The sequence below is a fragment of the uncultured Roseibium sp. genome (assembly GCF_947496995.1).
Lineage (GTDB): Bacteria > Pseudomonadota > Alphaproteobacteria > Rhizobiales > Stappiaceae > Roseibium.
This window is the reverse complement of the sequence record NZ_CANMFD010000001.1, coordinates 1,314,194-1,327,338: the sequence shown is the minus strand read 5'-3', so window position 1 is coordinate 1,327,338 and position 13,145 is coordinate 1,314,194. Positions and strand designations below refer to the sequence as shown.

Genomic DNA, 13,145 nt, shown 5'->3' with positions numbered 1-13,145 from the left:
AAACGCAGTATCAATAACAAAAGATTACTCAACCTAACCCTTTGAAAAAAATAACCTATCATTGCAATAATACACCTATTGCGACAGGCCATATTTGTCTCAATTTTTAGGTGTTTACCTTTCGCAGTTTACCACTGAATTCCGCCCACCTCACAGCCTGCGGATGCCCCGGGCCGCGGCCGATCCGGCACGGAAAAAGTCCGGGCGCATGACGCGCCCGGCTCTCTCATGCAGCCGTCTTCGCCTTGAACTCGATCCGGCGACGGTGGAGGACCGGCTCGGTATAGCCGTTCGGCTGTTTCGTGCCTTCCAGAACCAGCTCGCAAGCCGCCTGGAAAGCGACGGAGTTGTCGAAGTCCGCGGCCATGGGGCGGTAGCCGGGATCTCCGGCATTCTGGCCGTCGACCACGGCGGCCATGCGCTTCATGGTTTCCATCACCTGATCCTTGCTGACCACGCCGTGATGCAGCCAGTTGGCGATGTGCTGCGAGGAAATTCGCAATGTCGCCCGGTCTTCCATGAGGCCGACATTGTTGATGTCGGGAACCTTTGAACAACCGATGCCCTGCTCCACCCAGCGCACGACATATCCCAGGATACCCTGCGCGTTGTTGTCGAGCTCCGCCTGAATATCTTCGGGCGTCCAGTTCGGCCGCTCGGCGATCGGAATAGACAGGATGTCTTCCAGTTTTGCGCTGTCGCGCGATTTCAGTTCCGCCTGACACTGGGCAACGGACACCTTGTGATAATGAAGCGCATGCAGGGTGGCTGCCGTCGGCGACGGTACCCAGGCCGTATTGGCCCCCGCCATCGGATGGCCGATCTTCTGCTCCAGCATGGCCTGCATCAGGTCCGGCATCGCCCACATGCCCTTGCCGATCTGCGCATGTCCGGGAAACCCGCAGGCCAACCCGACATCGACGTTGTTGTTTTCATAAGCTGTGATCCATGGGGCGGCCTTCATGTCGCCCTTGCGGATCATCGGCCCGGCTTCCATGGAGGTGTGCATCTCGTCTCCGGTCCGGTCGAGGAACCCGGTGTTGATGAAGAACACCCGGTCCTTCGCCTGGCGGATGCATTCCTTCAGGTTCACCGTGGTGCGGCGTTCCTCGTCCATGATGCCCATCTTGATCGTATGGCGCGCCATCCCGAGCGCGTCTTCGACCCGGTCGAAGATGCGCGAGGCGAAGGCCACTTCCTCGGGTCCGTGCATCTTCGGCTTGACGATGTAGACCGAACCGGCGCGGCTGTTGGTTTCCCGGCCGTTCGGGCCGATGTCGTGCAGCGCGATCATCGATGTGATCATGGCATCCAGAAGGCCTTCCGGCACTTCATTGCCATCCTTGTCCAGCACCGCGTCGATGGTCATCAGATGGCCGACGTTGCGCACCAGCAGCAGCGAGCGACCATGGAGCGTGACGGCGCTGCCGTCTGGAGCCGTATAGTGCCGGTCGCCATGCATGCGCCGGGTAACGGTTTCGCCGCCCTTTTCAAACGTCTCTTCCAGGTCGCCCTTCATCAGGCCGAGCCAGTTGGTGTAGACGGCCACCTTGTCCTGCGCGTCGACCGCAGCGACGGAATCCTCGCAATCCATGATCGTCGACATGGCGGATTCCAGAACGATATCGGAGATATGGGCCTTGTCGGTGCTGCCGATCGGATGCTGGCTGTCGATATTGATTTCCAGATGAAGGCCGTTCTTGACCAGAAGGACCTTGTAGGGCGCGCTTGCATCGCCGGAGAAACCCGCGAACTGGGCTTGATCGGCAAGGGACGTGGAGCCGGTTTCCGTACTGATCTGAAGCGTCCCGCCGTTCACGGCCAACCCGGTGACGCCCGACCAGCTTCCGCTTGTCAGTGGCGCAGCCTCGTCAAGAGCCTTGCGGGCATGGGCGATCACTTCCGCCCCGCGCGCTTCGTCATATCCGCCGCCCTGCGGCCGACTGCCCATGGCGTCCGTTCCGTAAAGCGCGTCATAGAGCGATCCCCAGCGGGAGTTGGCCGCGTTCAACGCGTATCGCGCATTCATCACCGGAACGACAAGCTGGGGACCGGCGACTTCGCCGATTTCCGGATCGACATTGGTTGTCCCGACCTGGAAATCGCCCACATCGGGAACCAGATAGCCGATTTCGCTCAGGAAAGATTTGTAGGCCGCCATGTCCGGGGTTCCCGGATTGGCCTTGTGCCAGTCGTCGATTCTCGCCTGCAGGGCATCGCGCTTTTCCAGCAGTTCCCGGTTGACGGGAGCCAGATCGTGAACCAGCGCGGAAAGGCTTCTCCAGAAATGGTCCTGGTCGACACCTGTCTCAGGCAAGGCTTCGCCGTTGATGAAATCGAAAAGTACCTCGGCGACTTTCAATCCATGAACATCGATCCGGCCGGTCATTCCTGTCTCCCTGCAATACACTTGTGTTCAGGGTAGTAACCCCGGGACACGTTACGAGCTGCCAGTGTTTTGGGATGAAACAGGGCGGGCGTCAATTGGTCGGGTTCACCCATGACTTTTTCTGTTTTGGAAACAATCCGGGATATTATCTCCACAGGCCGGGTCTTATTTTGAAAAGAAGGCCCTTTCGGTCCCTCCGTTCTTCCAGTACCGATGGCGGCGTCAACACCGCTTTCTGCGGAAAGGTCCCTATGCTTTCGATTGCGAGACGATTTGGCGGCCCGAGTTACGGGAACGCTATCCTGATGCTCGGTCTCACAACCCTTTTCTGGGGCGGCAACGCGGTTGCCGGGCGCCTGGTCGTGGGTGAAGTCTCTCCCATGGTGGTGGTCTTCCTGCGCTGGTTCATCGTCGCAGGGATCATGGTGCCGTTGCTGTGGATACGCATCCGATCAGAATGGTCTGTCATGCGGCCCTATCTGCTGCGCATGGTTCTGATGGCCGTCTTCGGGTTCGTCGGCTTCAATTCCCTTTTTTATATTGCGGCAACCACGACCACCGCCGTCAATATCGGCATTATCCAGGGATCGATCCCGATCTTCGTGCTTATCGGATCGGTGATCGCCTTCGGCACCCGTGTCAGGGTGCTTCAGATCCTGGGCATCGTTCTGACGCTTGTGGGTGTGACGCTGATCGCCTCCCAGGGCAAACTGGACACCCTGCTGGCACTGGCGATCAATCCGGGTGACGGTGTGATGCTGCTCGCCTGCGTGCTCTATTCGGGATACACGCTCGGCCTCAAGAACAGGCCGCGTGTTTCCGGTCTTGCCTTCTTTGCCGTGCTGTCGGCCATATCCGCCGTCACCTCCCTTCCCGGTCTTGCCTTCGAGATGGCCTCCGGCACCGCGCAGTGGCCGACGGTAAAAGGCTGGATGGTGGTTTTCTACATTGCGCTCTTCCCCTCGTGCCTGGGGCAGATCTTCTTCATGCGCGGCGTGGAAATGATCGGCCCGGCGCGGGCCGGCGTCTTCATCAATCTCGTTCCCATATTCGCAGCTATCCTTGCTGTTTCGATCCTCGGCGAGCCATTCAAATGGCATCATGGCCTGGCCCTGTCCCTGGTTCTCGGCGGCATCTGGCTTTCGGAACGCAAGGCGTCCGGCAGGCACGACCGGCCCAATCCGGGCGGAGCTGTATAAAGGCTGAAACGCCTTTCCGCTTGCGGTTTGTCGGTACCTGTTCGTCAGCAAGATGGCCCGGTGAGGATGCTCCGGGCCGGGATGAGAGAAATTGCGTCCCGCACCGAAAATTTTGCTCCCGGCAAGCCGCCGCCTTTACGCTTCTTAAGCAGAAATACTGCTATCGCTTGGGAGGCGAAGCGCCCTCAAGGTGCGGCTTTCATCGAAGAGCTGCTCGTGTGAAGGACGGCGGAGCTTTCGGGAAATACGGGTTTGGCGCGCCAAAACTCTGATTTCCAACAGATTTCCGCTTTCATTTCCTTCAATCTGATAGCGGTCCGGTCCAGCGGAATTTAGGAGAGGCACATTTGAAATTGCCGCAATCGCAAGGCACGATGGGTTCATGGAAACACCATTGATTACAGGCGCTTTCGCGCTGTTGCTGATAACAATTTCCCTGCTGCAGCCGCTTGCGCGGCGGCTCGGGCTCGCGCCCAGCGTTCTGCTGGCCACCGTGGGCACGATGATCGGTATTCTGGCGATCTATTTGCGCTATACGGCCGAAACCAACGTCTTCAACGCCATTGCGGATGTCTTCATCAATCCGCCTCTGGACGCGGAGATGATCCTTTACATCTTTTTGCCGATCCTGTTGTTCCAGACCGCGCTCACTCTGGATATCCGCCGGATCATGGAAGATATCGGCCCCATCCTGTTGATGGCGATCGTGGCGGTGTTCGTGGCGACGGCCTTTATCGGCCTGGCGCTCTATCCGCTCGCGCTGGTGTTCTCGCTCAAGGACATATCGCTGATCGCGTGCCTGCTGCTCGGATCGATCGTGGCCACCACCGATCCGGTTGCCGTCGTCGCCATTTTCCGGGATATCGGCGCTCCGGCCCGGCTTGGACGCATTGTGGAGGGCGAGAGCCTTTTGAACGATGCCGCGGCCATCGTGATCTTCGTCATACTGCTGCACATGCTCACCGGGCAACAGACCCTGTCGATCAACGAAGCGGTGATTGCCTTCTGCCGGTCGTTTGCCGGGGGTGTCATCGTCGGTGCGCTGCTGGGGCGGATCGCTGTCGCCCTTCTGCCGATCATGCGCGACATCCCGCTTGCCCAGGTGACCCTGAGCCTTGCTCTCCCCTATGGCACCTATGTACTCAGCGACCAGTTCGCCGACGTCTCCGCCGTGGTGGCCGTGGTCTGTGCCGGAACCGTGTTCAATTTCTACGGGCCCGCACGCATCCAGCCGGCGATCTGGCAGTTTCTGCATGCGGTTTGGGAGCAGATCTCATTCTGGGCGGCATCGCTGATCTTTCTGCTCTCGGCAATCCTGATCCCGCGCTTCGTGGAGGGCTTCACCCCCGTAGACATCCTGCTGCTGCTGGTCGTGATCATCGCCGCGCTCGCGGCGCGGGCGGTGGTGATCTTCGGATTACTGCCGGTCCTGAGCGTCTTCAAGATGGGACAATCGGTCAACAGCAAGTTCAAGACCGTGATGCTGTGGGGCGGCATGCGCGGCGCGGTGACGCTGACGCTGGCGCTCAGCGTGTCCGAACACGCGGCCCTGTCGGAAGAGGTGTCCGATTTTGTCACCAAGCTGGCAACCGGGTTCGTGCTGTTCACCCTGCTTGTCTACGGCACCAGTCTGAAACCGCTGATCCGCCTGCTCGGTCTCGACCAGTTGAACGCCCGCGATGAGGCCTTCCGAACACAGTTCCTGGCGCTCTCCCTGTCCGACGTGCGTCATGGACTGGAGACGGCGGCGAAGGCCTATCATATCGGACCGGAAGTCACCGCGCAGGTGCTGAAGGACTATGAAGACAGGGCTGCGGCAGCCGCCGCGGAAACCGACAAGCTGGCAGAGTTGAAGGATTGGGACCGGGTCCGTATCGGCCTGATCGCGCTTGCGGACCGGGAACAGCAACTGGTCCTGGAACACTTCCATGAGAAAACCATCTCGGGCCGGGCGGTGTCGCGGTTCCTCACGCTTACCGGCCGGACAGGCGACCTGACCCGCAGCGACGGCCGGTCCGGCTATAACAAGGCCACCCGGCAACCGCTGAAGTTCGACTTGTCCTTCCGCCTGGCGCAAGCACTGCAAAGACGGCTGCGGATCACGCGCCCGCTCGCGATCCGCCTGGCCGACCGCTTTGAATTTCTGCTGGTCTACCGGATCCTCGCGGACGAACTGATTGTCTTCTGCAACGAACAGATCCGGCCCCTGCTCGGCGACCGTGTGGGCGACATCCTTCAGGACACACTCGCCATCCGTCAGGACGAAACCCTGCAGGCTATCGACGCCCTGCGTCTTCAGTATCCCGACTACGCCGACGCGCTGGAAGCACAGTTCCTCAGAAAGACGGGCGTGCGGCTGGAGGAGACCACCTACGACGATGCCAAGGCACAGATGCTGATCGGGACCGAATTGCACCGCGACCTCCTGCAGGATGTCGAACGCGCGCGCCGCGCCTGCCACACGCGTCCGGCTCTGGACCTGGGTCTCAAGACACGCGAACTGGTGAGTGCCCACCCTCTTTTCGCCGATTTGCCGCCCAAGCAGAAAAAGGCGATCCGGCGCATGATGCGGCCGCAGTTCGCGACCCCCGGTGAATTGTTGATCCGCAAGGGCGACCGGGGCGACGCGGCCTACTTCATTGCCTCGGGTGCGGTGGAGGTGCGCACGCCCACCCACGCCGTGCGCCTGGGCCGCGGTGACGTGTTTGGCGAGATTGCGCTGATGACGGGAGGCCGGCGCAGTGCCGACGTGGTCGCGCTCGGGTATTGCCAGTTGCTGAGCCTTGGAGCCCAGGACTTCAAGGATCTGATGGCGCAGCATGAGGAGCTGCGCGACCATGTCATTGCTCTTGCCAAAAAACGGCGTTTCATGAACACCAACGACGATACCCTGGACATGGACGACCCCGTGCTTTCGGTGTTCGCCGGAGCATTGTCCACGTCGCATGAGGACAGGGAAACCGCGGCAAGCGGAGAGGACACTCCGGTCGATGCACCCGAAGCCGCCGAAAACGCGGCGGAGGACAGCGCCGCCGAAGTCGAGAGCAAATCTCCGGAGACAAAAGACCCCGCCCCGGTGGACGCTCCAGATGCAAAAGATCCTGCGGCATCGAAGAATGCCGAAGAGAACACCGCGGATCAGAAAACAGGCACCGCATAGGCACCGCCGGCCTCAACCGAGTGCCGGTAAAGCCTCGACGTGGCCGGGATGAACGGGCCGGCCGGCCCGTTTCCTGCGCGGCAGAAATCAGCCCGCTTTCTGAATTTCCACGGCGTGCGGATACGGTATGGAAATACCGCCGGCATCGAAGGCTTCCTTGACCGTCTTCAGCATGTGGAATTTCAGTTCCCAGTAGTCGGCGGAATTGCACCACAGGCGTACGCCCAGATCGACCGAACTGTCACCGAGGTTCGTCACCCGCACCCAGGGTTCGGGATCCTTGTGGATGCGCGCGTCGGCGTTGGCGACATCCAGAATGATCTGAATGGCCTTGTCGGCATCGTCGTCGTAGTCGATGCCGAAAGTCAGATCGAGACGGCGCGTGGGATGGGCGGAATAATTCGTCAGAACCGTTCCCCAGGCCTGCCCGTTCGGCATGATGATCTGCACGTTGTCCGGGGTCACCAGCTCGGTGACGAATATATTGAGATCCTTCACCGTTCCGCTGGTGCCGCCGATATCGACGAACTGGCCGATCCGGTAAGGGCGGAAAATGATCAGCATGACCCCGGCTGCGATATCGCTCAAGGTGCCCTGCAGGGCGAGGCCGATGGCCAGTGTGCCGGCACCGAGAACAGCCACGAGGCTGGTCGCCTGGATGCCGAAAAGCTGCAACACGGCAATCAGCGTGACCAGAAGAACCAGCCAACGCACGATCGAGGCGGCAAAGCCCCCTATCGTGTCATCGATACGCGGGTGGCTGACGATCCTCTTCTTGACCAGTGTTGACAGAAAACCGGCCAGAAACCACCCGATGAGAAGGACGATGACCGCCTTGACCGCATTGATCAGCAGCGGCGTATAAACGCTGACCTGGTCCATGGCACTTTCCATGATGCATTCCTCCGTTCGCGAACAGGCTTTGACCATATGCAGGTTTTAGCGGCGTAATCCGTCCGGACCGGCAAAGTCCCCAACCTTTTCGACAGGCTCCGCAGATAACCCTGTCAGATCTGCGGAGCCTCAACGTGCGACGTGGCGGATGCGAAGAAACCAAGCGTCTTCCACCCGCCTCGACGGATCACACCCGGCCGGACCTCTCCTGCCAGTCTTCCAGAAACACCGCCATGTCCGGGTTGCCGCAATTGGAGACATAGTGAGGCTGAAGAACGCTGCCTGCCTCCAGCAACAGGCGCGCGCAGGCGATGTGGTCGGCTTCCGGCCGACCGGGAGCGAATTCGGAGCCATGGACCACCGTGTCGAGCGCATCGCCGCCATAATGGTTTTTCCTGGAAAGATCCGGTTCGCGCGACAGGAAATAGCTCAGCTCCGGCACCAATCCGTGCCATCCCGCGATATGCAACGGCGGCAGTCCCATGTCATCGCCCATCTCGGGGTCAAAACCAGCCTCGACGAGCGCCTTCAGATGATCAAGCCGCCCGGAAAAGGCTGCCAGTTCGCTCAGAAGGCTCCGGTCGTATTTGCTCAACGCGGCAGGATCCAGGCTTCCGGGCCGGGCCACACCGTCAGCGCAGGCCGCAAGGACCGTCTCGCTTTCAGAGAGCTGAGAAGCATGGCCCTTCTCTACCAGCCGATCCGCGGCGGCCATGTTGCCGTAGATCCGCGCGAGCGCATAGGGTGTGTGGCCCTGCCAGACGGCCTTCGCATCCGCGCCGAACTCAAGAAGCAGCTCGACAATCGCGGCGGAACGGCCCCGCCTGACGGCCTGATGGAGTGCGGGAATGGTGTTCAGCGGCAGGCCGCCCGGTTGGTCCGGCACGGTGATGTTTGGATCAGCGCCGGCCTCAAGCAGCATGCGCACCTTGACCTCGTCCTCGAAGTCGAGCGCGCGCGGCAGGGCGTTGGTGCCGTCCGGGCGGGCATTGTGCTTCAACAACAGCTCCAGCGCGCGCGCGTGCTCCAGTTCGGTCGCATGGTAGAGGCACTCGTTGTCGTTGGGATCGGCCCCCTTTTCCAGCAGCCAGCGGCCGAGGGTGAAATTGTCCGCATGGCAAAGCGCGCCATACAGCGCCGTCAGCATGTCCTTGTCGCCCGGCTGGAACAGGTAACCGTCATTGACGTCCGCGCCGCTGGCCACCAGCAGTTCGGCAATCGCCATCATGTCGGCCTCCTTGCCGGGACTGCGGTGAATTTCCTTTGAAAACGCCAGATGCAGGATCGGGGAGCGAACGCCGATAGGTCGGACAGCCGCTTCGGGATCGCGGTCGACAGCCGCACGGACCGCGTCCAGGTCGTAGAGTGCAATCTGCAGGCCGAGAGTGTCGTCCTTCAGGGTCGGGTCCTCAGCCAGAAGCCTGCCGGTTTTCCAGTACTGTCCCTGATAGAGCGCCACTTTTAGCCGCTCGGCCTTTTCGGCCCGGCTCATGGCCGCGCTTTCAACTGCGAATTTCAGCTTCGGCCAGCTCTCATGCCCCTCTTCCCGGGCAATCACATGCAGAAAGTCGGCATGTCTGAGCCCCCTGTCAGAGGCGACATGGGCGACAACGCGCGCATGGGCGTCCGGATCGCCGGCGGCATGAGCTTTCCTGAGGCGGCGGGCTGTATTTTTAAAAGTATCGAGGGTGAATGCAGGTCCGTCGGACATGGCTTTTCTCCTGATGCAAAGCCCGGGCGATCCGCTGGTTTCGGGCGCAGGTGAAAAACCGGCATATGTCGTCAGTCGTCAGGGTGCTTGCGCTTTCCGCGGATCCGGATGCCGCCCTCGTCGGCTCCGGGAAATTGCATGAACAGGCTCGACAATGCAAGCCCGTCCAGCCGTTTTTCAGCGCAGACGTTCAGCCCTTGAGCGGTCCGAGATCGCAGGGCGCCTCGCTGTCGTCCGGTACGAAAAAATCCGGGGCCAGAGCCTGGCTCGGATCAACCCTGTACTTGTCGAAATCGGTGACGCCCCGGCTTGCCAGAAAGGTGTCGTCGATCAGGAACTGGCCGGAGAACTCCTTCGACGGCGATGTGAAGACCTCATAGGCGGCATCGGCCAGAATATCCGGTGTCCGGCTCTGCTGCATCAGCTTGTCGCCCCCGATGATGTTTCTGATCGCCGCCGTTGCGATGGTCGTGCGCGGCCAGAGCGCGTTCACCGCGATGCCTTTCGAGCGCAGTTCACCGGCGAGCCCAAGGACCACCAGGCTCATGCCGTATTTGGCGATGGCATAGGGCGTGAACGGCGCAAACCATTTTTCCTGCATGTCGAGCGGCGGCGACAGCGTCAGGATGTGAGGATTGTCAGCATTCCTGAGATGTTCGATGGCGTGTTTGCAACAGGCCAGCGTGCCGCGCGTGTTGATCTGATGCATCAGGTCGAAACGCTTCATGTCGGTCTGCGCCAGCGGGGTCAACTGGATGGCGCTGGCGTTGTTGACCAGAATGTCCAGGCCGCCGAATTCCGCGGCGGTCTTGTCGATTGCAGCTTTCACGGCCTCGTCGTCGCGCACGTCGACAACCAGCGGCAGTGCCTTGCCGCCGGCTGCTTCGATCTCCTCGGCGGCCGTATAGATCGTGCCCTCAAGCTTGGGATGCGGTTCGGCGGTCTTGGCGGCAATGGCGATGTTGGCGCCGTCCCGCGCCGCCCTGAGTGCGATTGCCTTGCCGATGCCGCGCGAGGCGCCGGTGATGAACAGGGTTTTGCCCTTCAATGACATCTTCTATTTCTCCGGATTACCGCCGTTGTGGCGCTTGTTCTTTTCCAAGGCGCTTGCCGCCGATGACAGACGCTATTTCTGCCCTAGTTCTTCGCGGATTTCGTCATGAACGCCTGGAAAGCAGCGATCGTTTCCGGCGAACTCAGCCGGCTTGCAAAGATCCTGATTTCCTCTTCCACACGTTCGGAAAGCAGCCCGGTGTCGCCGCGCAGCAGCTTGCGCGACAGAGCCATCGCCTCCGGCGGTTTGGCCGCGATCTCCCTGGCGCAAGCCATGGCGGCGGCATCGACATCGCCTTCCACCACCTCATTGACAAGGCCGGCCATCTCCGCCTTTCGCGCAGAAAAGGGCCTGCCGAGACAAAGCAGTTCAAAAGCGCGGGCATGGCCAAGCATCCGCGGCCCGAGCAGGCTGGAGCCGGCCTCCGGCACAAGGCCGAGATCCACGAAGGGGGAGCGGATGATCGTGCGCGGGCTGGCGAACACCATGTCGCAATGCATAAGCAACGTCGTGCCGACGCCGATGGAAATGCCGTCGAGCGAGGCCACAAGCGGCTTTTCGTTGCGCACCAGCGCGCGCAGGAACCGAACTACCGGGGTCTCCGTCATGCCGGACTTGCCCGCATATTGCAGGAAATCGCCGATATCATTTCCCGCCGTAAACACCTCCGGCTGGCCGCAGATCAGATGACAGCGCACGCCGTCATCCGTGTTTCCGGCTTCCAGAGCCTCGGCGAGATCCGTGTACATGGCCCCCGTGAGGGCATTCTTCTTTTCCGGACGGTCCAGCCGCAGAAGCTGGACGCCGTCTTCAATGGTTTTGCGGATCATGGAGTTCTCCCGTGCGGCGCTTCAGGATGCCAGCGCTTCTGCATCGAACGCCTGAATGGCTTCGGCCGACAGCAGGATGTCCGACTTCAGACCGGCGGTTTCGCAAAGCGTCGTCTCGCAGAAATTGCGGGCGAGCAGGGTTCGTTCGGCGAGCCTTTGTGCCGGCTCTCCGGCCGACCGCAAGGCGCCTCGCGCCAGCAGCGCCCCGCCGAGCGCCAGTCCGGCAACCCGCAGATAAGGCGTTGCTCCGGAAAGAGCATCGGCGATCCGGCCCTCTGACTGGGCTGCCAGCATATAGTCGCTCGCCTCTCTCAGATCCTCGATGCTGGCTGCCAGGCGTTCAGCGGTCGCGCCGAATTCCGGCCGGTTGGACGCGGCGACCTCATCGGCAACGGCCTTGAGTTCGGCTATGAAGCCCCTGATGTGATCTCCGCCTGACAGGGGCAGCTTGCGCAGGACAAGATCAATGGACTGAATGCCGTTGGTGCCTTCATAGATCGGGGCGATCCGCGCGTCGCGCAGATGCTGCGCCGCGCCGGTCTCCTCGATGAACCCCATGCCGCCGTGGATCTGAACGCCGAGCGATGCCACCTCGACACCGAAATCGGTCGAGAGGGCCTTGGCGATCGGTGTCAGCAGGCCGGCGCGTTCGCTCCAGAATTTTCTGGTGTCGTCGTCCTCGGCCCCGTTCGTCATGTCGATGGCATGCGCGCAGGCGTAACAGATCGCACGGGCAACCTGGGTTCTGGATTTCATGGCAAGCAACATGCGCTTGATGTCCGGATGGCGGGCGATGGGGCTCATGCCTTCGCCCTTGTCCCCCGGCGCCCTGCCCTGCTTGCGGTCCAGTGCATACTGCAGGGCATGCTGATAGGCGCGCTCGGCGACACCGAGACCCTGAATACCGACAGCAAGGCGGGCGTTATTCATCATGGTGAACATGCAGGCGAGACCGCGGTTTTCTTCACCGATCAGCCAGCCCGTCGCCCCGCCTTCATCACCATAGATCATGGTGCAGGTCGGGGAGCCGTGAATGCCCATTTTGTGCTCGACACCGGCAACGCGAACATCGTTGCGCGCACCCAGCGAGCCGTCCTTATTGACGAGAAACTTGGGCACCAGAAAGAGCGAAATGCCTTTCGTCCCGGCTGGGGCATCAGGCAGGCGCGCCAGAACCATATGAATGATGTTGTCGGTCAGATCGTGGTCACCGTAGGTGATGAAGATCTTCTGGCCGAAAACCCGGTAGGTCCCGTCGTCATTGCGTTCCGCCTTCGCCTTGAGCGCGTTGAGGTCGGAGCCGGCCTGAGGTTCGGTGAGGTTCATCGTTCCCATCCACTCACCGGAAACCAGTTTTTCCAGATATCGGGTCTTCAGCTCTTCGGAAGCGTGTTTTTCCATCGCCTCGATTGCGCCCATGGTCAGGGTCGGGCCGATCGCGAAGGCCATCGAGCCCGAATTCCACATCTCCAGCGCAGCGGCGGAAAGCATCTGGGGCAGGCCCTGACCGCCTGTTTCCGGAGACGCCGACAAGCCGTTCCAGCCGCCTTCGATCCAGGCATGATAGAGATCCCGCCAGCCGGGAGGCGTGGTGACCTCACCGTTCTGGAAGGGGGTTCCGTGCCGATCCGCGACGGCGTTGAGCGGTGCGATTTCCTCGGAGGCGAACCGGCCGGCCTCGGTCAGAATTGCCTCGACCAGATCGTCGCCAAGCTCCGCATGAAGCGTGGTTTTCTGCAGCTCGTCCAGACCGCAGACATGTTTCAGGGTAAAAGCAATCTCATCGACCGGCGCGCGATACATTCAGGTCCTCCCAGGTGCACCCCGTGTTGTCTTCAAGGCAACCAGGGCGTTCTAACACTCTAAAATCTATCGACTTTTCAGCCCGTTTCGTTTCCAGGACAGGCT

General features: G+C 61.1%; 8 protein-coding genes. 2 read left to right on the top strand and 6 right to left on the bottom strand.

The features are described 5' to 3' along the window. Window positions 1–226: 226 nt before the first annotated feature. Window positions 227–2,389, bottom strand: a complete 2,163-nt coding sequence (locus tag Q1B40_RS05960) for a malate synthase G (protein WP_299811379.1) — start codon at window positions 2,387–2,389, stop codon at window positions 227–229. 251 nt (window positions 2,390–2,640) lie between these two features. Here Q1B40_RS05960 and Q1B40_RS05955 point away from each other — a divergent pair, with 251 nt between their 5' ends. Together Q1B40_RS05955 and Q1B40_RS05950 are read left to right on the top strand one after the other, a co-directional pair. Continuing rightward, complete coding sequence (locus tag Q1B40_RS05955; protein WP_299811376.1) at window positions 2,641–3,588, top strand: DMT family transporter; 948 nt, start codon at window positions 2,641–2,643, stop codon at window positions 3,586–3,588. Between the two features lie 382 nt (window positions 3,589–3,970). Beyond that, window positions 3,971–6,748 (top strand): cation:proton antiporter, encoded by a 2,778-nt coding sequence (locus Q1B40_RS05950; protein WP_299811374.1) that lies wholly within the window; start codon window positions 3,971–3,973, stop codon window positions 6,746–6,748. 87 nt (window positions 6,749–6,835) lie between these two features. Here Q1B40_RS05950 and Q1B40_RS05945 read toward each other — a convergent pair whose 3' ends face one another. The 5 genes from Q1B40_RS05945 to Q1B40_RS05925 all read right to left on the bottom strand — a co-directional run bounded on the left by Q1B40_RS05945 (window position 6,836) and on the right by Q1B40_RS05925 (window position 13,040). Next, a complete protein-coding gene (locus tag Q1B40_RS05945) occupies window positions 6,836–7,642 on the bottom strand; it encodes a mechanosensitive ion channel domain-containing protein (RefSeq protein ID WP_299811370.1) in 807 nt (268 codons plus the stop codon). A gap of 187 nt (window positions 7,643–7,829) precedes the next feature. Then, window positions 7,830–9,353, bottom strand: coding sequence for an ankyrin repeat domain-containing protein (locus Q1B40_RS05940; RefSeq protein ID WP_299811367.1), 1,524 nt, complete (start codon window positions 9,351–9,353; stop codon window positions 7,830–7,832). A 190-nt stretch (window positions 9,354–9,543) separates the two neighbouring features. Further along, on the bottom strand, window positions 9,544–10,407 hold the full coding sequence (locus Q1B40_RS05935) for an NAD(P)-dependent oxidoreductase (protein ID WP_299811364.1): 864 nt from the start codon (window positions 10,405–10,407) through the stop codon (window positions 9,544–9,546). Window positions 10,408–10,490: 83 nt separating this feature from the next. After that, entirely contained in the window at window positions 10,491–11,237 is a 747-nt protein-coding gene (locus tag Q1B40_RS05930) for a crotonase/enoyl-CoA hydratase family protein (protein WP_299811361.1), read from the bottom strand. Between the two features lie 21 nt (window positions 11,238–11,258). After that, complete coding sequence (locus Q1B40_RS05925; protein ID WP_299811358.1) at window positions 11,259–13,040, bottom strand: acyl-CoA dehydrogenase; 1,782 nt, start codon at window positions 13,038–13,040, stop codon at window positions 11,259–11,261. Window positions 13,041–13,145 lie beyond the last annotated feature (105 nt).